This is a genomic window from Acinetobacter sp., assembly GCF_045628685.1.
Taxonomy (GTDB): domain Bacteria; phylum Pseudomonadota; class Gammaproteobacteria; order Pseudomonadales; family Moraxellaceae; genus Acinetobacter.
Genome location: NZ_JAZQPV010000065.1, coordinates 20,701 through 42,012 on the forward strand (window position 1 = coordinate 20,701; position 21,312 = coordinate 42,012).

Consider the following 21,312-nt stretch of genomic DNA (forward strand, 5'->3'; position numbering starts at 1 on the left):
AAGTTCAGGATAGTGTATGCATACACCTAGAGAGCTCGCAAGCACTGTAACTCAAAAGATTGAAAGCTGGCAAAAACGCTCACCCTTTATCATTCTTATATTAGCGAGCATTGTAGGTACTGCAACAGGTCTGCTTGGCTCCCTTTTTCATATTTGCATTAATTATACCGTTAGCTACCGTGAACAGTTCTCACAGCATGTTGAGCATGCCTCACCCTATTTAAGCTATTTTTTAATTTTTTGCATCACTGCTGCTATGGGTGCTTTTGCCTATTATCTTGTACAAAGGTTTGCCCCTGAAACAGGAGGATCAGGAATTCCCGAAGTCGAAGGAGCACTACTCGATTTACGCCCAGTACGGTGGTGGCGTGTTATTCCTGTAAAATTTTTCAGTGGTTTAGGTGCATTAGGGAGTGGAATGGTCTTAGGACGTGAAGGCCCTACTGTGCAAATAGGTGCCAACCTTGGGAAAATGACTGCCGACCTCTGTAAAGTCAAAAATAAAGAATCTCAGCATACCCTCATTGCAACTGGTGCAGGTGCGGGTATTACAGCCGCATTTAATGCGCCGCTGAGTGGTATCTTGTTTGTCATTGAAGAGATGCGGCCTGAATTTACTTATACCAAGGCGTCTATTAAGGCTGTTTTTGTTGGCTGTATTACTTCTTGCATGGTCTATCAGTTCATAATGGGGTCTAACCCAATTTTAGATATTGGGACTTTTTTGGCAGCCCCTTTAAAATCTGTCTGGATTTATATTTTTTTAGGTTTGTTCCTGGGTCTGATTGGTTCTTTATTCAATTCTCTTATTTTAACTTTACGTCGTATTCTGGGTTTGTTTTATCAAAAGAAACGATATTTCTTTCCTTTAACGGGTGCTGTGCTTGCAGGTACTTTTGGGGTGTTAAGTATACTGAAACCTGAAATGACAGGGGGTGGTTTCGCTATTTTGCCAAATCTTGTAGATGGCATGACCATGTTCTATCCGCTTTTGATACTTCTGGGTTTACGTTTTATTGCGACTATTTTATGTTTTGGCTCAGGTGCGCCTGGCGGTATTTTCGCACCGACAATTGCTTTAGGTGCAATTATAGGGGTGATGTTTGGCATGATCGCACAGCCCGTTTTTCCTCAATATGATATTGAATTACTGAGTTGTGCAGTGTTGGGGATGGCGGGTCTTTTTGCTGCCACAATTCGTGCCCCACTAACAGGCATCATGGTTGTCATGGAAATGACGGGAAGTTTTGTACTCATTCTACCGCTGATTATTACCTGTCTGGCAGCGACATTTATGGCGCAAACTTTAGGTGCCACACCAATCTATAGTGCAATTTTAAAAAGTACTTTAGACAGTTCGGAGAATGAACCTGATCAGAAAAAAGAGAGATAACTTTAACCATTTGACAAGGGATAATTCATAAATTATCCCTTTTTTGATCTTAAATTGCCTTATCTTAAGCTCTATGGGTTAGATGAAAAGCAGTTTTTAAAAATGCGTGAACAGTTGCAGACGGATGATGTAGCACAACTTATTACTTATCTCATGCAAAGTGGAATAAAAATAACAGAGAAGTAAAAAATTAAAGTAATACTTTGCTTTCTTCGCCGCCTTTACGATAATTATAGAATTTTAAAAGTTCTTACTTAAATGGGCTATTATTCATAATTTTAAGTTTAATTTCAGTTTTTGAGCAAACTCTCTACTCTTTAAATCTCTCATAGCTGCATAATCATTTTCAAGACATTTCAGGCTTAAGGTTAAAATCTCAATAATAGGTTGTCGTCCAATACGTAAAATTTCATCAAACATTTCATGCTCGTGATCCATGAAGTTTTTCGGTAAATGCTCAGTCATATCTGCCCAATCGATGCCATTTTTATAATCATTAAAATCACGGACACAATTCAATAAGGCCTCAAAAGAAAATGCTTTAATTTTATAATTATCTTGGGTATCCAATAAAAAAGAAAAGAAAAAAGTATAAATTGGACAAAAGTTACTAGACTCCATTAAAGGACATGGAGAAAATTCTATTTGAAAACTTTGATATCTATTTTCAAATATCCACTCTTTATAATCTTCCATATTTTGTATATAAGTGGAACAAAATGACGACTCGATAATGAATTCAAATTCTTGATAACCTGTAATTTGCTGTAACGAGTATTTTGAAGATTTTAACTTAAGCAATAAATTATTAAGCTCACCAACAATATCTACTCCATCAAATTCAGTTTGATAAATATTTCTGGTGTGCCTACCCGTTAGATTCCAATAAATACAACATTTATCTAGAAAGTCATTTATAGATTCAAAAGTTTCATCCGAATCAAAGTTAAATTTATCCATCACAATTATTCTTTTCTAAGCAATAGATAAATATAGCAATTATTACTATAAATGTAACAAGTGATAACTTATATTACGTCACAACCTGACGCTAAAATTAATTAGATCTTCTTATAGCCTCTAAAGCCAAGACTGCACTACATTTTAAACGATTCACATAATTTGTAAGCTGCTCACCTAAACAACGATGATCACACAAATCACTTTCCCATGCTTCTGCAATATTTTTCAAAATGATTACGCTGTCAATTTACTTGCTTTATTTCAGTCATTTCTAATTCATTATTAATAATTTATTACACTTATCATATGACAATTTTCAAAGGTAATTTACCTATATTTTTACATATAATTTCAAATTAAAAATCTGCTTACAATTTCATCATACTTTAGTTCTAAGCCTTCTAATTTCTTAACCATTCCATGATAGATTAAATTGTAAAATATTTTTGGGTAATTTAAATATCCCTATGAAATTACTAGGTTTTATTTTATCAAAAATACAGCTAACATCGAGCTTTAATCTGTTTTAATCCACAATAAATCATAATGCTAAAAGCATCTATTTAAGTAACGATTATAAGGAGAAATACCCATGGCTTATCACAATATTTTAGTCCCTATTGACGGTTCAGAAACTGCAAATGCAGCGGTAGCAAAAGCAGTTGAATTTGCAAAGGCATTTGGCAGTAAGGTTACCGTGGTTCAAGTATTAGCTCTCGACCCCTATATCGCAGCGGAATATATTTCTGCCAATCAAACCAATGATTTAATTGAGCGTGCCCGTACAGCAATTATTGAATCTCTGGAAGCGGCAAAAGTAAAATTTCATGAACAAGGAATTGAAGTAGAAACCAAATTACTAGAAGGACAAGTGATTCATAGTGAAATTGTCCAAGCTGCAGAAGAAAGTAATGCAGACCTGATTATTATTGGTTCACATGGCCGTACAGGTTTAAAAAAACTTTTCCTTGGCAGTGTGGCACAAAGCGTATTGGGCGAATCACGTATTCCGGTACTTATTGTGCGTGAATAATAATTCCCCTTGGTCTATCCCATCTTTTTTTAAAGGTGGGAAGTCACTACTCCTGAACATTTAATCCTGTGATGAATCATTCATCCATTGATATTGTCTTAAATTAATTTTATCCCCTATCACCCTCACGCCTTCTTTCATTAATTTTAAGCGTTGGAGATTATCCCCACGATTATCCAGTCTACTTAGGCTGATTTTCCCTTGCGAATTAATCACTCTATGCCAAGGAATTTCTGTCTCTGCCTCCAAATGCTTTAAAATATAACCCACTAAACGTGCATGTTTGGATAAACCTGCCAGCTTGGCGATTTGTCCATACGAAGCTACTTTCCCATAAGGAATGAGCACCACCACCTGCAAGATTTGACGGGCTAATTCATCACTAGAACGACTTAAATGGGGTGGCATAGATTGTTCTTAAATCATCCTATTTTAAACTATCGAGCATAAAAAAATCCCGTTAAGAGCTTCTTTTATCAGGTTTTTAGGTTTAGAAATTATCTGGGCTTTCTAAGCGTTTCACCACTTTGACCTTTTCTGGATTATGCATAACCGCAACGCCATCTTCGGATTTTTCATCAATTAAATCCTCTGGATTATAGACCGTAATGGTTTCATTACCATTCGCATCTTCCCCGACGATATACTGGAAACCTTTCTTGTTCATTTTATGGCACATGCGCTGATACCAACCTTTAAAACCTGTGGTTTCTTCATTCGGGTTATAATAAAACGCATTCATAACCGCGGGTAAACCCAGCCCACACACCAAGCCTGACAGTAATACCGTAATAAAGGTATAACCGATTAAGATACTGCTATATTCACTTAGTTCAGGAATGTTCGCAACCGCCAATATCAAGGCCAGTGAGATCCCTCCGCGCACTCCGCCCCATGATAAGATCGTTAAACTGCCGTTGTAGCTCTTGTGGCGAAAAGTTGGAAAAAATGCAAAAGAAAGGTAGTTGGCTGCAAAGCGTGAAGCATGCAAAATAATAAAGGCAACAATACCGCCTAAAATCAGACTGATGCTTAAATCTAGAATAAACAGTTCCAGACCAATCAAGGTAAACAGGAATGAATTGATAATCCCTTCAACAGTATGCCAAAAATGGTTTACTTCCCGAATTTCACGTTCCTGTAAAATTTCTTTCCACTTATTGCCCACAACCAGGCCGCCAATGACACAGGCAATTGGTGCAGAAGCATGGGCAAATAAGGCAACCAGATAGGAACCACAGGCCAATAATGCAGTAGTTAAAATTAAAGATTCCATTTCATGTTTGCCACGAAGTAATCTTAAAATCCCCAGACCAAAGCCCCAACCAATAATAATGGCCACCACAATTTCATAGAGCAAGGTTTCTAAAGTACCGATAATGGTAAAATGCTCACCCTGTAATACATTTAACAAAGTCATGAATACGGCAATACACATAGCATCATTAAATAGTGATTCCCCTTCGAGTTTTACTATCAGATGATGAGGTGCACGTACCGAACTTAAAACAGCTTTTATCCCAATCGGATCTGTTGCACCAAGCGCAGCACCTAATAACAATAGAACCAGGATATCGACATGCTTGCCTATCAGAAATTGATATCCGTATAAAACCACCCCGAAAAAGACTGCACAAAGCACCAGCGCAATACTCGCCAAAATACTAATGGGTTTCCAGTGTCTTTTTAAATCTGACACTTTAAATTTTAAAGCGGATGATGTCAGGATGAAGCAAATCACCCCATTAATTAAAAAATCATAAAAATCAATATGACGAACTGCTTCTTCAATATTATGAATATTAATAGTTATAAACTGGTTGCCGCTGAGTAAGCTTGCACCCCATTGTAAAATAAAAACAAAGATAGCAGATACAATTGGCACCCCAATGGCTTGAGGAAAACCCAAAACACGTTTATTAAAAATTGTCGTGGCAATAGAAAGTGCGAAAATGACAGTAAAGATTTGAAGAAAAAAGAAATTTCCCATTCAGGTTCCAATTTTTGCGATTCATTGGAATAAAGCGAACTCATCCAACTATTTCCAAATAAAATATTTCATGAAATAACATTTATGAACTGGATAAGTTTAACGACTTTTTGTAGGGCAAACAAAATAGTTAAGTTTTTTTACATATTTTTAGCAATGATTTAACATAGACAAACATCTGAGCCTTTAGTTTAGCAACACTTTCTTCAATCTCCACATTAAGTTGACTTTATTCATGCATCAAACAGTTAAAACCCTATTTCGACTATTTTTTGCAGTTGTGATTTTTCTTATTACCTTGGCTTTATTTTTCAGTGCCTACTCTAAAAGCAAAGAAATTTTACAAGCAGATCAACAGCTTCAGCAAGCCAAACACATCTCGCTCAAATCGACCGCTCAAGAACAATTGGTTTTAGTTTCAAATAATAAACGACCGGATCAAGCCATTTTTATTTTAATTGCCCAGAATGGTTATATTGCTAAATTGCCCTGCGAGCATTATCAGCAAGATATTTGTACCGATGAATATAACCAGCTACATACTAGACAAATCGCGCAGCTCGATCTATTAAAAATAGGTCAGCTGAATTATATCAAAAATATTACTTATCAAGACAGCCGCACTCAAAAGCCGCAACAATTGTCTTATTCTACGCAACAAATTCAACAGTTTTATCAGGCAGATATTACCAGTTTTAAATACATTGTTTTTAGTATCCTGCTGTTTGCATTTGCGGCCCTGTATGTCTCTATCCGGATTCTCCGCAACTTTAAAAAGTTTTTAACGCGCTAAAAAAATAAAAAAGATGATTTAAAATCCTCTTTTTTAATCACTTTATTAAATGGCTTGATTAAAAGTATCGCAATCGTTCATATTTCCTGATTTCAAACCGGTTTGAAACCATTTCATGCGCTGCTCACTACTTCCATGGGTAAAGCTGTCTGGAACCACCTGCCCTGTCGAACGTTTCTGCAAGTAGTCATCACCAATTTTGTGCGCTGCATCCATTGCTTCTTCAATATCGCCTTGTTCCAAGAACTGGGTACGTTGCTGATTATGATTGGCCCAAATTCCGGCAAAGCAGTCTGCCTGTAATTCCTGACGCACAGACAGTTGATTGCCTTGTACTGTACTAGATTGAGCACGTGCTTTTTGCACCTGATCCGAAATGCCTAACAGCGTTTGAATATGATGTCCCACTTCATGCGCAACTACATACGCTTGAGCAAAATCGCCTGCCTGATCTTGGCGTGAGAGCTCAGTACTGTTCTGCTCACCGGAAATGCCCATTTGCTGACGCATGTCTTTAAAGAAGGTCGTATCGATATACACTTTTTGATCTGCCGGACAATAAAAAGGTCCCATTGCAGATTGCGCCGTACCACAGCCTGAATTCACCACACCACTAAACATCACCAATTTAGGCGCGACATATGGACTATTCAATTGCTGTTGAAATACTTGCGACCAGGTATCTTCAGTATCAGCCAAAACTGTCCCGACAAAATCCATGGCTTCTTGCTGTTCAGGAGTTGGATTATCCAGACCTCTGGTTTCAGCTGGCTGTGATTGGGAAGTAACCTGTTTGGTTGCCTGATAAGCTTGCTGAGGATCGACGCCAAAAAATTTCCAGGCCACAAATGCAACCACCAACCCTAAAATACTAATACCACCTGCTTTGGCTCCGCCTCCACCGCGGCGATCTTCCACATTCGAACTTACACGACGTCCTTTCCAGCGCATAATGATATTCCTTTTAGTTTGCTTTCACTTAATTTTAGTGAGTTTTTACGATTATGCCTGTTTTGATTTCGGCCAAAACTTTTGAATAGTCGAAATCACCAATAAAACCAGTAAGCCAGCCACAAAACCGATAACAAGGTTGATTAAAGTTGGCGTGAGTGCGCCAACAATATTTCCAATATTGGGAAGATTTTGCGCCTGATCAACCGAGTTTTCGGTTAAATGATGAAACCACGGAATGGTATGCGTAATAAGCCCGCCCCCCACTAAAAACATTGCAATGGTTCCGACAATGGTCAGGGTTTTCATCAGTTTGGGTGCAAAAGCCAGTAAACCACGTCCAATACTTTGCTTGAAACTCGATGCCTGTTCGGTTAAATATAATCCCAAATCATCAATTTTCACAATCATGGCAACAAAACCATAAACGCCCACCGTCATCACAATTGCAATGATGGAGAGCACCAGCACTTTGCTACCAAAAGTAGCCGTCGCCACCGTGCCCAATGAAATCACGACAATTTCAGCAGACAAAATAAAGTCGGTACGAATTGCACCCTTAATTTTATCTTTCTCAAACTTCACTAAATCGCTTTCAATGGTAGTGAATTCTGCTTCAGCAGCTTCTTGGGTCTTGGCTTTTTTATGATGCAAACTGTGCAGCACTTTTTCTACGCCTTCATAACATAGAAACAAACCGCCAATCATCAATAAAGGATTGATCAACCATGGCGCGATCACACTAATCAGTAAGGCAAGAGGAACAAGAATTAATTTATTAACAAAAGAGCCTTTGGCAACACCCCAAACCACAGGCAGTTCACGTTCAGAACGCACACCGCTGACTTGTTGAGCATTAAGGGCCAAATCATCTCCCAACACCCCTGCGGTTTTCTTGGCTGCCATTTTACTCATGACAGCAACGTCATCCAATACCGTGGCAATATCATCTAATAATATTAATAAGCTACTCGCCATTCTTTTTATCCTTAAAATTTCTATCTTGTATTTTAAAGACAAAGAGCTAAAAGAACTGTATCAACTTCATTAAATTGTTCTGGTTTTTTTTCTATTCTGTTTTCATTGTGCCTGACATTGAAAAACATTATGCCGTACAATACAGCAATTCATCAGCATATAAATGTAGTGCTAACTACTTTGGAATAGAGAGATAATGAGTAATCAAGACAATCGTCCTGTTATTTTGACTGGCGACCGCCCAACCGGACAACTTCATTTAGGTCATTTTGTTGGTTCTTTACGTTCACGTGTAGGACTACAAGATTCTCACCATCAACATCTTCTCCTTGCCGATGCTCAAGCCTTAACTGATAACGCAGACAACTTTGCAAAAGTACGTCGCAATATTATTGAAGTGGCAACTGACTATTTAGCCGTGGGTATTGATCCAAGCAAAACAACGATTTGTGTTCAGTCATGCTTGCCGGCATTGAATGAACTCACTATGTTGTATTTGAACTTTGTGACTGTGTCACGCCTAGAGCGTAACCCGACCATCAAATCTGAAATTCAGATGCGTGGGTTTGAGCGTGATATTCCAGCAGGCTTCCTGTGCTACCCAGTCGCACAAGCAGCCGACATTACTGCTTTCAAAGCAACGGTTGTACCTGTCGGTGAAGATCAGATTCCAATGATCGAACAAACCAACGAAATAGTCCGTCGCTTGAACCGTCAAATTGGTCATGACTTGCTTCCAGAATGCAAAGCACTGCTTTCAAATGTCGGCCGTTTACCCGGTTTTGATGGTAAAGCGAAAATGTCGAAATCTTTGGGTAATACCATTGTGTTAGATGCTTCTGATAAAGATATAAAAAAAGCAGTAAATGCAATGTATACCGATCCAAATCATCTTCGTGTTGAAGACCCAGGTCAGGTTGAAGGTAACGTGGTATTTACTTATCTAGATGCTTTCGATACCAACCTGGAAGAACTTGCAGAGTTAAAAGAACATTATCGTCGTGGTGGCTTAGGTGATGGTACGGTGAAAAAACGCCTTGAAGGGATTTTAAAAGAATTGATAACCCCTATTCGCGAACGCCGTATGGAACTCCAAAAAGATCCTGATTACATTATGGATATTTTAAAAGCCGGTACCGATAAATGTCGCGATATTACCCAGCAAACCCTTGATGAAGTTAAATCGGGCTTAGGGGTTTTTCATTTCTAAAAGTATCTGATCTAAAAAATGCCTTTCTTATCAAGAAGGGCTTTTTTGGGCTAAATAATGAGCAGTTAATCACACTAACCAATAGTTATTAACCTGAATTTACACAATTTAACTCAAAGACTCATGAAATGACTCACCATTCATTTTATTATACTTTCAGTGCTTAGGGCTCAGTAGAGTTCTAACATTCTCCTTAACCGAAACTGTGTAAACAGATTCGTTGTGCTACGCAATGGTCACCCCAATCATTGCGTATTTTTTTGTCTGAAATTCTTAAAATTCAAATGACTATTCATAACACATATAAATTTGATATTTGTGCTGTCTTTAAAATAAAAAACCCGCTCTAAAGCGGGTTTCTTGACATCAACAAATTAGTTTTTATGGCGCATATGCGGGAATAAAATCACATCACGAATACTGGCTGCATTTGCAAACAACATTACCAGACGGTCAATACCAATTCCCTCACCTGCTGTTGGTGGCAAACCATATTCTAGCGCTTCTACGAAGTCTGCATCGTAATGCATCGCTTCATCATCACCTGCATCTTTTTCAGCTACCTGCGCCTGGAAGCGCTCTGCCTGATCAATTGGATCATTCAATTCCGAGAAACCATTCGCCAATTCACGACCACCGATGAAGAATTCAAAACGATCAGTGATGTGTGGATTGGTATCATTACGACGTGCCAATGGAGAGGTTTCCGCTGGGTATTCAGTAATGAAAGTGGGTTGACGAAGTTTAGTTTCAACTGTTTCTTCAAATACGATGGTTTGAAGTTTGCCTAGACCAAAACCAGGTTTAACTTTTTCTTTCAATTCTTCTTCAACAAATTTCGCCAGGAATTCACGGTCCGCTACATTTTCAGGCGTGAATTGTGGGTTATTTTCCAGAATCGCATCAAACATCGAGATTTTCTTGAATGGACCTTTGAAGCTATATACTTCTTCGCCATATGGCACATCGGTCGAACCTAAGATATCAAGCGCTAGTTTTTCTAGCATTTGCTCTGTGAGTTCCATTAAATCCTTGTAATCTGCATAAGCCTGGTAGAATTCAATCATGGTGAATTCCGGATTATGCCGTGTAGATACACCTTCATTACGGAAGTTACGGTTAATTTCGAACACGCGTTCAAAACCACCCACCACCAAACGTTTTAAGTACAGCTCAGGTGCGATACGCAAGAACAATGGCATGTCCAGTGCATTATGATGCGTTTCAAAAGGACGTGCAGACGCGCCACCTGGAATCACATGCATCATTGGGGTTTCTACTTCCATATAGCGTTTTTCAGTTAAGAACGCACGGATGCCTGAAACCACTTTGGCACGAATTTCAAAGGTTTTACGAGTTTCTTCGTTTACGATCAGATCAAGATAGCGTTTACGATACTTCATTTCAGTATCGTTTAAACCATGGAATTTATCTGGAAGTGGACGAAGCGATTTGGTTAAAAGCTCAAAATGCTCAATATGAACATAAAGATCACCTTTGCCAGAACGGCCAATATAACCTTCAACGGCAATAATATCGCCCAGGTCTAAACCTTTAATGGTTGCGAGTACGTCTGGATCTAATTCTTTACGTGCAACATACAGTTGAATACGTCCAGTCATGTCCTGAATCACGATAAATGAACCACGGTTCAACATCACGCGACCTGCAACTTTTACATAAACCTTTTCACCCGCTTCAATTTCTTCTTTAGACTTATCAGCAAATTGTTCTTGTAAGTCTTGAGCGTAATGTTCACGTTTAAATGTATTCGGCCAAGGGCTGGTTCCCTTTTCCTTAGCATGTTCTTCAATATGCTTTAACTTGGCATGACGCTGTGCAATTAAATCGTTTTCGGAAATGTGTTGTTCAGAAGTCGATTGAGCGTTATGTTGCGTCATCTCTGCCTCGAATATATGTAAAAAACGGAAGTTGCATAGGATAGCAGATTTAGCATAAATTTCGTATGACTTATTGCCAAACAAAAGCATTGATTTGCTCCACATAATGTTGTTTCACTCACATTTTGGCTTCGGCCAATTGTTTGACGATCTCAAAACCTCTTTGTAAACCATTATTCATCAATTCCACATGTTGTTTAGAGGTTTCCAGTTCTACACTCAGCATGGTTGAGACATTTACATCTTCAAGCACATACTTTTCTAAAACACCGCTCCATTGCTTAACTTCTTCACTGTCTAAATCTTCAATGCCATCTTCCAGCATGCCCAAGTGCTTAAAGGTCACTACTTTAAATTCTTCCAGCTCGGTAATGGTTGAAACCATGCCATCACCATTGGCATCGAGAAAAACAGTTCGTCCATTCACTTGCCAGTCGGAATGCATTGATGAACCCGGAGCAAAATATTGTGTCCATTCGGTATAAGTGTCTGCATCCCACAGAGTCTGCCATACCTTTTGTGGAGAGGCGTGAATCAAAATTTCATAATTCAAAATTTCCATAGGCTCACCTCAGCTTATATTTATCCAAGCTATCTAAATTTATTTTTGCGCGATAGGCAGGTTTTGTTATCTAGGTTCAGAGCAACTTAATTATTTTTTATCTATTTAATTTTAATCAATAATTTATTTTGTAAGTGGGTTTATACCCTATTATTGTGTCGATTTATTAGACCAAAAGCTAACTTCTTTATTCTTCATAGTCACCTACAATAATTTAAGCAAAATGGTTGAAAAGGAAACGATTCAACTTTTCTATCTTTGTACATAAAAACAGCGTGAACTATAAAACAATGAATACATGCACTTCGAAAATCTTGTTTTTACATGGACTCGATTCCTCGCGTGAATCGACAAAATTCCATGCCATTGATGCCAATCAAAAATATTGTATCGATATAGATTACCGCAACCTGAATTTTCAGACGGTCGCCGATTTTTATCGCGATATTATTGCCAAAATCAAGCCTGAAATTCTGGTCGGACACAGCTTGGGCGCGTATTGGGCCTTAAAAATGTCTGCCTTGTGTAAAATTCCGACTGTGATTGCCAACCCGAGTCTTCGTCCAGATTTTCGTGAAGACTACCCTGCAATTAATGAAGAGGATCTCGAACACGACATTGCACAAATTGCCTATTTAGAGTTAGGCGATGAAATACTAGATATGTATGCCGTTCAGGAATATCTCGAACCCTATATGATCGTTCAGGCTCTAGAAGGTGGACATCACCGGTTAGCCAGTCCAGAAAACATAAATGATCTCATTCAACACATGCAAACACATTTTCTAAAAAATAAAAAAGCCTTGGTTTAACCAAGACTTTTTTATGACATCAAACCAATTAAGCGACTGCTTGTTCTGGCTGGGATTTATCGTCTAACACAGACCAGACATCTAAACCTAAATCACCGTGCAAATCAGGTAAATCGAGGAAAATGCTCGCACCCAAGATTTCATGGTTGCATTTGTCTACCAGCTGTTTCACTGCTTTTAAAGTACCACCTGTTGCTAAAACATCATCCACAATAATAATTTTTTGTGCTTCGATATTCGCTGACATTTCCAGACGATCCATACCGTATTCAAGGCTATAACCTACGCCCACAACCGGTGGTGGTAATTTGCCTGCTTTACGCACCAGCAATAAACCTTTGCCCAAACGTTGAGCCAACAAACTTGCCAGTACAAAACCACGTGCTTCTACCGCGACAAAACTGTCTACCTGTTCCAATTGTTCAGCCGGGATACTGGCAATTAAAGCATCGGTTAATGGGCCAATATTACTCATAAACAACGGGGTTAAATCAAAAAAGCAAATACCCGGTTTAGGGAAATCTTGGACAGTACGAATGTGAGACCACAAAGTTGTAGACAAATTGCTCATGGGAGAAAAGTAATTTAGAGGAGAATATGTTAATTTTAACGCTTTATCAGGTTCATGACCAGTAAATGAGCGCAGTTACCAGGGTTCAAACTAAGCTAACAAATCTCAATAAATTGATTTAATTATATTTATTTTTTAAATAAATATAAGATATAGAGTTATCTGATCCTAAATGAACAAACTTTGTTTATTTTCTCTCCCCCGACCTTCGTCTAAACCCAAATTTTCACCAGCATAAAGTTATTTCTTGATCTTCTTAAAGCCACACCGATTGATTGACATTTCAAAATTCAGATTCAATTTAAATTGTTAAACAAAAACCATATTTACCTATTTATATGACAAGTTTTGTCCTGCCATGCAATTCTGGTTTCAAATTCACCGATTAAACTCGGATATTTGCTTTACATTAATGCTAGAACTGCGTAAAAATTTGAATGAATATGTAGATTGAAAATCATATCATTAGAGTCACCCTGTATATGCGATTTTACTGGCTTCACTTTTTAAAAAGTCAGTGTTTTGGAGAGTCAAATGAAAAAGTATCAATGCATCGTTTGTGGATGGATTTATGACGAAGCGGAAGGATGGCCACAAGATGGTATTGTTGCAGGGACAAAATGGGAAGATATCCCAGATGATTGGACTTGCCCCGACTGCGGTGTATCAAAAGTTGATTTTGAAATGGTTGAATTCTAACAATTGATACCAAAGACCATAATGAGTGGTCTTTTTTACGTCTTATCAAAAACAGTTTGGAGAAAACTATGCATCCTATCGTCATCATTGGTTCGGGTATGGCCGGCTATACTGCAGCGCGTGAGTTTCGTAAGCTAAATCCCGAGCATGAACTGGTCATGATTTGTGCAGATGATGCGGTAAACTATGCTAAACCCACGCTGTCTAATGCTTTAGCCGGAAAAAAAGCACCTGAGCAAATTGCCCTAGGTGATGCCAGAAAAATGAGTGATCAACTGAAGATGCGTATTGAAGCGCATACTTCGGTTAAAGAGATTCAAGCTGAACAGCATCAACTGGTTTTAGAAAAAGATGGACAACAAACCACTCAACCTTATTCAAAACTGGTTTTAGCCGTAGGTGCAAATCCGGTTCGCCTCGCGATTGCAGGCGATGGCAGTGATGATATACACGTGGTCAACAATTTGGATCACTATAAAGCCTTCCGTAAAAATCTTGCTCAACATCACGATAAACGCGTGGTGATTCTGGGTGCAGGTCTGATCGGTTGTGAATTTGCCAATGACTTACAAAATACAGAACACCAGGTCACGGTGATTGATTTGGCTCCACAACCTTTAGGACGTCTCATTCCCGATTATGTAGCTGCGTCTTTTCAAGAAAAACTTGAAGAGATTGGCATTCGTTTTGTACTGGGTACCACTGTTGAAAAAGTGATTAAAGTTGAAAATGGTGACTATCAAATTACTTTAGCCAATGGTCAGTCGATTGTTGCAGACATTGTACTTTCAGCGATTGGTTTACAGCCAAATTTAGAATTGGCAAAAGCTGCGAATATTCACTGCAGCCGCGGTATTTTGACCAATAGTCATTTGGAAACCAATCAAGCCGATATCTATGCAATTGGTGACTGTGCAGAAGTCAATGGTTTGCTGTTGCCGTATGTGATGCCGATCATGCAACAAGCACGTGCTTTAGCGAAAACCTTAAATGGTGAACAAACCCATGTTCATTATCCAGCGATGCCTGTTGCCGTTAAAACTCCTGCGGCTCCCCTGACTGTGCTTCCTGCCCCAGTGGGTGTTGACGTCATCTGGGAGACCGAAGAGCTTGAAGATGGCATGATTGCCAAAGCCCTAGATAGTCAAAATACCTTGCGTGGTTTTGTTTTATTGGGCGCGACTGCGGCAAAACAGCGATTAAGTCTAACTAAACTTGTACCTGACTTGCTTCCTGTAGCCATTTAAGGTTTTAATACAAAGGACGTTTTTTCAACAAAATGTCCTTTTTTAGGAAAACAACAATGAATAGCGCACTCAACTTTACAGGCTCTCCCTATACATCTTTTATGCATGAAACCAAAGTCAATTTAGGCAATGGCGTTGAACTGCATGTAGAAATGGGTGGAAATCCTGAACATCCTGCAATCATGCTGATTATGGGCTTAGGTGCGCAAATGTTGTTTTGGCCTGATTTTTTCTGTAAATCACTGATTGACCAAGGTTATTATGTTATTCGTTTTGATAACCGTGACATTGGACTGTCTTCAAAAATTCGTCATTCAGGTCCACGACTCAACACCTTAAAACTGATGAGTCGTTTTGCGCTCGGCTTAGAAAATCAAGGTGCACCGTATAATTTATATGATATGGCTGAAGATGCTGCCTTACTCATTGGCCGTCTGGGACTGGAAAAAGTCTCTGTAATTGGAGCTTCAATGGGTGGCATGATTGCACAAATCCTAGCAGCTAAGCATCCTGAAAAAGTTAGCAGCCTCGGTTTAATGTTTACCAGCAACAATCAGCCTTTACTGCCCCCACCTTTTCCAAAACAGCTTTTTAGCCTGATTGGCCGACCTGAATCTACGGATGAGGATGGTATTGTCAATCATAGTGTGAAAGTTTTTAACATTATCGGTTCGCCTGGATATATCAACCAAATCGAGATTATTCAGACCGCCCGTAAACTATATCGACGAAGTTATTATCCAGCGGGTGTACTTCAACAATTTTTAGCAATATTATGTACCGGTTCTTTGCTACAATTGAGTAAGCAAATTCAGCAACCTACCCTTGTGGTACATGGCTCTCGTGATCGTTTACTGCCACCGAGTCATGGCAAAGCAGTTGCAAAGGCAATTACAGATGCTAAGTTTGAATTAATTGATGGAATGGGGCATGATATGCCTCCGCATTTTATTCCATATCTTAGCGGACTATTTGCTGATCACTTTAAATTAAAACATTAGGACACTATGGCTGCATTACCCTCTTTAAGACAGCTGTCATACCTCGTTACACTGTCTGAAACGCTACATTTTACTGAAGCTGCGCGCCGTTCATTTGTGACCCAATCGACTTTGTCAGGCGGAATCATGGAGTTAGAGCGTTTGTTAGGTGGAGTCCTCGTTGAACGTGACCGCCAAAATGTACGTTTAACTCCGCTTGGAGAACAGGTTGTTGCTCGAGCCCGTGTTTTATTGGCTGATGCTCAAGACTTGATGCGTTTAAGTCGCGAAATGAGTGAGCCTTTAACTGGTGATTTACATTTAGGCATCATCCCCACTATTGCCCCTTTCATTTTGTCGCAACTTTTAGACGAAGTGCATAAACAACTGCCTAAAATTCAATTGCATTTGTATGAAGCACAAAGTGAGAAAATTGTTGAAAAATTAGAACACGGCAATCTGGACATGATTGTTTTGGCACTGCCTTTTGATACACGTGGCTTAAAAGTTGCTGAAATCGCGAAAGAAAATCTTTATTTGGTGCATCACAAAACCGATCAAAATGCACTGAATGCCAAAACTTTAGATGATTTAGATTTATCACGTTTGGTGTTACTTGAAGAAGGTCATTGTTTACGCAATCATGTTTTAAGTGCCTGCCCGATTGGTGAACGTAAAAATGATCATCGTTTAAAAGCAAGTTCGCTACCCACCTTGGTTGAAATGGTCTCTGCTGATTTGGGCTTTACTCTGCTTCCTGAAATTGCCATTCATACCAATATGATTAAAGCGAATCCAGAGTTGGTGGTTAAAGCGATTGAAGCGGCACCAAGTCGCACGCTCGCTTTGGTCACGCGTAAAAGCACACCATTGCAAAGTGAATTTGATGTGTTATTGCAAATCTTGCAAAAGATCACCAAAAATCTTCACTAAAAATAAGCGATACATTAAAAGGAGCAAATGCTCCTTTTTTTACTGCCCCATTTCCTTGCGAGCTCTTTGCTTAAATAAACTTTTTTAAAAGTAAGACACTTACATGTGTCTAAATAAGAAAGCTTTACCCTAACGACAAGCTGGGTTTAAAGTTAAAAAACAATATTTTGTACATAAAATTATGCTGCGCGGTGGAGCACCGATCCATCATATTCTGACACAGTATATTTTGTTGCATAAACCTGAATCTAAACAAATAATATCAACCACTTAACTTAGAAAACTTATAAAGCTAAGCACCCTTGAGCCCTTGAGTATGAAATTTTAAATCTAGTATCAGCGGGTCTTAACCTACAGCAAGTTGCAGATCAGACCTCAACCTCCCTCTATAAAATTGAGGGTAACATTCAAAGCACTGATCGAAAAATCACCTAATTAAAAGTTAGATCTTTTGATTTCCAATATTTTCATTGCATAAAAAGAGTCCAGATACTTCCTTATTTCGTCGTCAACACTTAAATAAATTATTTAATCAAATCTAATAATATTCTTTGTGCATTATGCGGCTGTTGGCCATCTGCAACCTGCGCACGAAGCCAGGTACCATCCCCTTGCAACAACCATGCTTGCTGATTGTCTTTCAAATAGGTCAGTAGGCCTTGCTGATAAATGCGTTTTTTCAGCGCTGGATCTTCAATCGGGAAACAGACTTCAACCCGGTTAAATAAATTACGATCCATCCAGTCCGCACTTGAACAGTAAATTCGCGCATTGCCATTATTGCTAAAATAGTACACACGTGTATGTTCCAGGAAACGCCCCACAATTGAACGTACACGAATATTTTCTGAAAGCCCCGGTAAGCCAGGACGCAGACAGCAAATGGAACGAATAATCAGATCAATGCTCACACCGGCTTGTGAAGCTTCATATAATTTGTTAATCAGCTGCATTTCAGTCAAGGCATTCACTTTGACAATAATTTGTGCCGGCTTGCCGGCTTTGGCATTGGCAATTTCTTCATCAATAAAGTTGATCAGTTGTGCATGCAGGGTAAAGGGTGCATGCAGAAGTTTTTTCAGCTTCGCCATTTTGCCCATACCGGTCAATTCCTGGAAAATGCGGTGCACATCTTCACACAATTCTTTATCTGTGGTCAGCAAGCCATAATCGGTATAAATGCGGGCATTGCCTGCATGATAGTTACCGGTACCTAAATGCACATAACGCACCAGTTTATTGTTCTCACGGCGCACGACCAAAATCATTTTGGCATGGGTTTTATAGCCCACAATACCGTACACTACCACCGCACCAGCTTCTTGCAGTACATTTGCCACTTCAATATTGGATGCTTCATCGAAACGCGCTCGCAGCTCAATGACTGCTGTGACTTCTTTTCCATTTCGAGCAGCTTCTGCCAGTACCTGAACAATTTCAGAATCTGGTCCACTACGGTACAAGGTTTGCTTGATAGCAAGCACTTGAGGATCTCGCGCGGCTTCACGCAACAAATTAATGACAGGTGCAAAGGATTCAAATGGATGGTGTAAAAGGATGTCCTGTTTCTGCATGGCAGAGAAAATATTTTCAGACTTCTTCAATACTTTCGGAATGACCGGGGTATGAGTGTCATAACGTAAATGTGGACGTTTAAAATTCGACAATAAGCGCGCAAGGTTGACCGGACCATCGACTTTGTAAAGCTGGTCTTTGTCTAGATCAAATTCCTCAAGCAAATATTCATAAATATGTTCGGGACAATTTTGCGTCACTTCCAAGCGCACTGCACGGCCAAAACGACGCGAATTCAGCTCCCCTTTTAAGGCTTTGGCCAAATCTTCAACATCTTCATTTAAAGCCAAATCTGCATTTCGGGTCACACGAAACTGATAACAACCGGTTGCCGTCATACCCGGAAACAAATCTGAAACATGCTCATGAATAATGGCAGACAACATCACATGATGCTCTTTGCCGTCAGTCAATTCATCCGGTAAACGGACCACTCGCGGCAATGAACGTGGGGCTGGCACAACCGCCAAATCAATTTGACGACCAAAGGCATCTTTACCTTCGAGGGTCACAATAAAGTTTAAGCTTTTGTTGACCAAACGCGGAAATGGATGAGCTGGATCCAAGCTAATCGGAGTGAGTACCGGCGCCACTTGCTCCTGAAAATACTTTTTAATCCAGGCCGATTGAGCAGGTGTCAGTTCTCCACGACGTAAAAAACAGATGTCTTCTTCACGCAGCTTTGGCAAAATTTCTTCATTTAAAATACGGTATTGACGTTCGATGGCAGCATGGGCAGTTTTAGAAATAATCTCTAACACTTGCTTTGGGGTTAATCCATCCGGACTGTGACTTTCATTGCCTAAATCGAGCTGCTCCATCAGTCCCGCAAAGCGGATTTCAAAAAACTCATCTAGATTGCGCGAGAAAATAAGCAAAAAATTCATCCGTTCAAGTAAAGGATGCAGTGGATCAACCGCCTGTTCTAATACACGAAGATGAAAATCTAAAATAGAAAGTTCACGATTAATGTAGCGATCGTTATATGTATATTCTGTGTGTGTAGGAGATAGCCCTGCTGCAGTATTCATACCTAACCTATGCTTGTTCGAAAGTAATCCGTATCTTGATCAGTATGCTTCAAAATTATGACAATTTCATAAAAAAAGCCCAAAAATTTGGGCTTTTTATTACAGTCTTCAATTAAGGAATGTGGCTATAACGCATATACTTTTGAATCATACGTTTACGGTATTGTAGTTTCCGGTCATCACGGTGGTCTTGGTAATATTTGGGATTGGGCAAAATGGCCGCTAAGAAGGCAGCTTGTTCACGGGTTAAACTTCTCGCGCTTTTACCAAAATAATACTGGGTTGCTGCTTCCACCCCATAAATATTGTCGCCAAATTCAACCGAGTTTAAATAGACTTCTAAAATACGTTGTTTAGTCCAAACCCGCTCCATCATCCAGGTCGCAACAGCTTCTTGGCCTTTACGCAGAAATGAACGCTTGTTATATAAGAATAGATTTTTTGCCAATTGCTGTGAAATGGTCGAACCTCCAGCCACCACTTTGCCTTTGTCTTTATTCCGCTCCAAGGCAAATTGCATGCCTGCCCAGTCAAAACCGTGATGTTGCAGAAACTTGCCATCCTCTGCGGCAACCACGGCATGTTTAAGGTAGTCACTGATCTGATCATAATCACGCCATTGATGCTTGATCGGCTTAGAGGGCTCAGACCAATAATCCAGACGCATCATCATGGTGGTATCCACTGGATGAGTTCGCCACCATACCAGACTTGCAAAAATCCAAAGCTGTATCAAAAGCACCAAACTGACAAGTATTAACAAACTACGAACAATAAAAGCTTTCATGTCAGTGAGTTACTCCAAAATATCTGTTTTTTCGTGCTAAGCTTGAAGCTGAATATAGCAAAGATTATAAAAGAATAGCATGGCTAAACTTTCCCCTCCTCCCATTCAAAGTAAACCCGAAGTTCACCTTTGGTGGCTAACTGCAGTTTTGATTGCCATTAATGTCGGTTTATTTCTCTGGCAAGTACTCACAGGGGTCAATATTACCAGTCCAAGTCTGGTCGATGCTATTCATTGGGGAGCTGATTATGCACCTTTAACCTTTTTAGAGGAACCCACTCGCCTGTTTACAAGCATGTTTTTTCATTTTGGCTTGATTCATTTAATGCTCAATATGTGGGCCTTGTATATTTTCGGCAGTGTGACTGAACAGCTTTTTGGCCGATTCTATTATGGGGGTCTGTATATTCTTGCCGGCCTGATGGGAAGTTTGCTCAGTGGCTTGATCGATATTCAAAATACCTTTGAACTGCTGCAAAGCAATGATCCTAAACTTTTCCCGACGGTCAGTGCCGGTGCTTCTGGTGCAGTGATGGGGATCGGGGGGGCTTTGACCGTTTTGTCTTTACTTCCTGTTTTACCAAGGCAACGCTTTATTCTAGACAAGAAAACCTTGGTTATGGTGATGGGGATTAACCTGTTCATAGGCTTTACCATGCCCGGTATTAACAATGCAGCCCATATCGGTGGTATGCTGATGGGTGCATTATTGGCAGCTATTTGGTATGTGGGACAACGTATCCACAAACCCAATTTAGGGGTTATTCTCGGTTTGGTTGTAGGCGTTGTAACTTGCTATATGTTGTATGATTACTGCATGCAGCAAGTACAAATCATCGAACCTGTCTGGCGTCAAATCCTTGCAGCCATGCGCGCACAACTGCGTTTTTAATAAAAGGATCA

Annotated in this window: 20 protein-coding genes and 1 pseudogene; 11 read left to right on the forward strand and 10 right to left on the reverse strand. The window is 39.5% G+C overall.

The genetic code is table 11. The features are described from left to right. Nucleotides 1–16: 16 nt before the first annotated feature. Nucleotides 17–1,393 carry a H(+)/Cl(-) exchange transporter ClcA gene (clcA, locus tag ACKI4H_RS09415; protein ID WP_407305292.1) on the forward strand — a complete coding sequence of 459 codons (1,377 nt, stop codon included), beginning with the start codon at nt 17–19 and terminating at the stop codon, nt 1,391–1,393. Between the two features lie 51 nt (nt 1,394–1,444). Continuing rightward, nucleotides 1,445–1,579: pseudogene (locus ACKI4H_RS09420) on the forward strand (hypothetical protein); the annotation flags it as partial. 84 nt (nt 1,580–1,663) lie between these two features. Here ACKI4H_RS09420 and ACKI4H_RS09425 read toward each other — a convergent pair. Then, complete coding sequence (locus ACKI4H_RS09425) at nt 1,664–2,353, reverse strand: hypothetical protein (protein WP_407305293.1); 690 nt, start codon at nt 2,351–2,353, stop codon at nt 1,664–1,666. Nucleotides 2,354–2,948: 595 nt separating this feature from the next. On the opposite strand from ACKI4H_RS09425, the gene ACKI4H_RS09430 reads away from it, so the two are divergent. Beyond that, the gene (locus ACKI4H_RS09430; protein ID WP_407305294.1) at nt 2,949–3,389 is read left to right on the forward strand and encodes a universal stress protein; all 441 of its coding nucleotides are present in this window, start codon (nt 2,949–2,951) and stop codon (nt 3,387–3,389) included. Between the two features lie 60 nt (nt 3,390–3,449). Here ACKI4H_RS09430 and ACKI4H_RS09435 read toward each other — a convergent pair whose 3' ends face one another. Further along, on the reverse strand, nt 3,450–3,797 hold the full coding sequence (locus tag ACKI4H_RS09435; RefSeq protein ID WP_407305295.1) for an MGMT family protein: 348 nt from the start codon (nt 3,795–3,797) through the stop codon (nt 3,450–3,452). Between the two features lie 82 nt (nt 3,798–3,879). After that, a complete protein-coding gene (locus tag ACKI4H_RS09440) occupies nt 3,880–5,379 on the reverse strand; it encodes a cation:proton antiporter (RefSeq protein ID WP_407305296.1) in 1,500 nt (499 codons plus the stop codon). A 235-nt stretch (nt 5,380–5,614) separates the two neighbouring features. Between ACKI4H_RS09440 and ACKI4H_RS09445 the strand changes: the two genes are divergently transcribed. Beyond that, nucleotides 5,615–6,172: a hypothetical protein gene (locus ACKI4H_RS09445; RefSeq protein ID WP_407305297.1), complete on the forward strand. Its 558-nt coding sequence runs from the start codon at nt 5,615–5,617 to the stop codon at nt 6,170–6,172. A gap of 45 nt (nt 6,173–6,217) precedes the next feature. Here ACKI4H_RS09445 and ACKI4H_RS09450 read toward each other — a convergent pair whose 3' ends face one another. Both ACKI4H_RS09450 and ACKI4H_RS09455 read right to left on the reverse strand, forming a co-directional pair. Continuing rightward, complete coding sequence (locus tag ACKI4H_RS09450; protein ID WP_407305298.1) at nt 6,218–7,123, reverse strand: neutral zinc metallopeptidase; 906 nt, start codon at nt 7,121–7,123, stop codon at nt 6,218–6,220. 51 nt (nt 7,124–7,174) lie between these two features. After that, complete coding sequence (locus tag ACKI4H_RS09455; protein WP_407305299.1) at nt 7,175–8,101, reverse strand: DUF808 domain-containing protein; 927 nt, start codon at nt 8,099–8,101, stop codon at nt 7,175–7,177. A 196-nt stretch (nt 8,102–8,297) separates the two neighbouring features. Between ACKI4H_RS09455 and trpS the strand changes: the two genes are divergently transcribed. Then, nucleotides 8,298–9,311 (forward strand): tryptophan--tRNA ligase, encoded by a 1,014-nt coding sequence (gene trpS, locus ACKI4H_RS09460; protein WP_407305300.1) that lies wholly within the window; start codon nt 8,298–8,300, stop codon nt 9,309–9,311. Nucleotides 9,312–9,685: 374 nt separating this feature from the next. Here the strand turns inward: trpS and lysS are convergent, their stop codons facing one another. Together lysS and ACKI4H_RS09470 are read right to left on the reverse strand one after the other, a co-directional pair. Further along, nucleotides 9,686–11,212, reverse strand: a complete 1,527-nt coding sequence (gene lysS, locus ACKI4H_RS09465; RefSeq protein ID WP_407305301.1) for a lysine--tRNA ligase — start codon at nt 11,210–11,212, stop codon at nt 9,686–9,688. Between the two features lie 118 nt (nt 11,213–11,330). Then, entirely contained in the window at nt 11,331–11,774 is a 444-nt protein-coding gene (locus tag ACKI4H_RS09470; protein WP_407305302.1) for an SRPBCC family protein, read from the reverse strand. Between the two features lie 290 nt (nt 11,775–12,064). Between ACKI4H_RS09470 and ACKI4H_RS09475 the strand changes: the two genes are divergently transcribed. Further along, nucleotides 12,065–12,586 (forward strand): YqiA/YcfP family alpha/beta fold hydrolase, encoded by a 522-nt coding sequence (locus ACKI4H_RS09475; protein WP_407305303.1) that lies wholly within the window; start codon nt 12,065–12,067, stop codon nt 12,584–12,586. 28 nt (nt 12,587–12,614) lie between these two features. Here ACKI4H_RS09475 and ACKI4H_RS09480 read toward each other — a convergent pair whose 3' ends face one another. After that, nucleotides 12,615–13,157, reverse strand: a complete 543-nt coding sequence (locus ACKI4H_RS09480) for an adenine phosphoribosyltransferase (RefSeq protein WP_407305304.1) — start codon at nt 13,155–13,157, stop codon at nt 12,615–12,617. Nucleotides 13,158–13,691: 534 nt separating this feature from the next. Here ACKI4H_RS09480 and rubA point away from each other — a divergent pair. From rubA to oxyR, 4 genes are all read left to right on the forward strand, one after another. Continuing rightward, nucleotides 13,692–13,856 carry a rubredoxin RubA gene (rubA, locus tag ACKI4H_RS09485; protein ID WP_067723781.1) on the forward strand — a complete coding sequence of 55 codons (165 nt, stop codon included), beginning with the start codon at nt 13,692–13,694 and terminating at the stop codon, nt 13,854–13,856. Nucleotides 13,857–13,924: 68 nt separating this feature from the next. Next, the gene (locus ACKI4H_RS09490; RefSeq protein ID WP_407305305.1) at nt 13,925–15,103 is read left to right on the forward strand and encodes an NAD(P)/FAD-dependent oxidoreductase; all 1,179 of its coding nucleotides are present in this window, start codon (nt 13,925–13,927) and stop codon (nt 15,101–15,103) included. 56 nt (nt 15,104–15,159) lie between these two features. Beyond that, nucleotides 15,160–16,104 carry an esterase EstB gene (estB, locus tag ACKI4H_RS09495; protein ID WP_407305306.1) on the forward strand — a complete coding sequence of 315 codons (945 nt, stop codon included), beginning with the start codon at nt 15,160–15,162 and terminating at the stop codon, nt 16,102–16,104. 6 nt (nt 16,105–16,110) lie between these two features. Continuing rightward, nucleotides 16,111–17,016: a LysR family transcriptional regulator OxyR gene (gene oxyR, locus ACKI4H_RS09500; RefSeq protein ID WP_407305307.1), complete on the forward strand. Its 906-nt coding sequence runs from the start codon at nt 16,111–16,113 to the stop codon at nt 17,014–17,016. Nucleotides 17,017–17,540: 524 nt separating this feature from the next. On the opposite strand, the gene ppk1 is transcribed toward oxyR, so the two are convergent. After that, nucleotides 17,541–19,622 carry a polyphosphate kinase 1 gene (gene ppk1 / locus ACKI4H_RS09505; protein WP_407305308.1) on the reverse strand — a complete coding sequence of 694 codons (2,082 nt, stop codon included), beginning with the start codon at nt 19,620–19,622 and terminating at the stop codon, nt 17,541–17,543. A 112-nt stretch (nt 19,623–19,734) separates the two neighbouring features. After that, nucleotides 19,735–20,409: a monofunctional biosynthetic peptidoglycan transglycosylase gene (gene mtgA / locus ACKI4H_RS09510; RefSeq protein WP_407305309.1), complete on the reverse strand. Its 675-nt coding sequence runs from the start codon at nt 20,407–20,409 to the stop codon at nt 19,735–19,737. Nucleotides 20,410–20,488: 79 nt separating this feature from the next. On the opposite strand from mtgA, the gene ACKI4H_RS09515 reads away from it, so the two are divergent. Continuing rightward, nucleotides 20,489–21,301: a rhomboid family intramembrane serine protease gene (locus ACKI4H_RS09515; RefSeq protein ID WP_407305310.1), complete on the forward strand. Its 813-nt coding sequence runs from the start codon at nt 20,489–20,491 to the stop codon at nt 21,299–21,301. Nucleotides 21,302–21,312 lie beyond the last annotated feature (11 nt).

Excerpts from the sequence above, each read along its gene's own strand:
- clcA (WP_407305292.1), top strand. The coding sequence starts at position 17 with ATGCATACACCTAGAGAGCTCGCAAGCACTGTAACTCAAAAGATTGAA.
- ACKI4H_RS09425 (WP_407305293.1), bottom strand. The coding sequence starts at position 2,353 with ATGGATAAATTTAACTTTGATTCGGATGAAACTTTTGAATCTATAAAT.
- ACKI4H_RS09430 (WP_407305294.1), top strand. The coding sequence starts at position 2,949 with ATGGCTTATCACAATATTTTAGTCCCTATTGACGGTTCAGAAACTGCA.
- ACKI4H_RS09435 (WP_407305295.1), bottom strand. The coding sequence starts at position 3,797 with ATGCCACCCCATTTAAGTCGTTCTAGTGATGAATTAGCCCGTCAAATC.
- ACKI4H_RS09440 (WP_407305296.1), bottom strand. The coding sequence starts at position 5,379 with ATGGGAAATTTCTTTTTTCTTCAAATCTTTACTGTCATTTTCGCACTT.
- ACKI4H_RS09445 (WP_407305297.1), top strand. The coding sequence starts at position 5,615 with ATGCATCAAACAGTTAAAACCCTATTTCGACTATTTTTTGCAGTTGTG.
- ACKI4H_RS09450 (WP_407305298.1), bottom strand. The coding sequence starts at position 7,123 with ATGCGCTGGAAAGGACGTCGTGTAAGTTCGAATGTGGAAGATCGCCGC.
- ACKI4H_RS09455 (WP_407305299.1), bottom strand. The coding sequence starts at position 8,101 with ATGGCGAGTAGCTTATTAATATTATTAGATGATATTGCCACGGTATTG.
- trpS (WP_407305300.1), top strand. The coding sequence starts at position 8,298 with ATGAGTAATCAAGACAATCGTCCTGTTATTTTGACTGGCGACCGCCCA.
- lysS (WP_407305301.1), bottom strand. The coding sequence starts at position 11,212 with ATGACGCAACATAACGCTCAATCGACTTCTGAACAACACATTTCCGAA.
- ACKI4H_RS09470 (WP_407305302.1), bottom strand. The coding sequence starts at position 11,774 with ATGGAAATTTTGAATTATGAAATTTTGATTCACGCCTCTCCACAAAAG.
- ACKI4H_RS09475 (WP_407305303.1), top strand. The coding sequence starts at position 12,065 with ATGAATACATGCACTTCGAAAATCTTGTTTTTACATGGACTCGATTCC.
- ACKI4H_RS09480 (WP_407305304.1), bottom strand. The coding sequence starts at position 13,157 with ATGAGCAATTTGTCTACAACTTTGTGGTCTCACATTCGTACTGTCCAA.
- rubA (WP_067723781.1), top strand. The coding sequence starts at position 13,692 with ATGAAAAAGTATCAATGCATCGTTTGTGGATGGATTTATGACGAAGCG.
- ACKI4H_RS09490 (WP_407305305.1), top strand. The coding sequence starts at position 13,925 with ATGCATCCTATCGTCATCATTGGTTCGGGTATGGCCGGCTATACTGCA.
- estB (WP_407305306.1), top strand. The coding sequence starts at position 15,160 with ATGAATAGCGCACTCAACTTTACAGGCTCTCCCTATACATCTTTTATG.
- oxyR (WP_407305307.1), top strand. The coding sequence starts at position 16,111 with ATGGCTGCATTACCCTCTTTAAGACAGCTGTCATACCTCGTTACACTG.
- ppk1 (WP_407305308.1), bottom strand. The coding sequence starts at position 19,622 with ATGAATACTGCAGCAGGGCTATCTCCTACACACACAGAATATACATAT.
- mtgA (WP_407305309.1), bottom strand. The coding sequence starts at position 20,409 with ATGAAAGCTTTTATTGTTCGTAGTTTGTTAATACTTGTCAGTTTGGTG.
- ACKI4H_RS09515 (WP_407305310.1), top strand. The coding sequence starts at position 20,489 with ATGGCTAAACTTTCCCCTCCTCCCATTCAAAGTAAACCCGAAGTTCAC.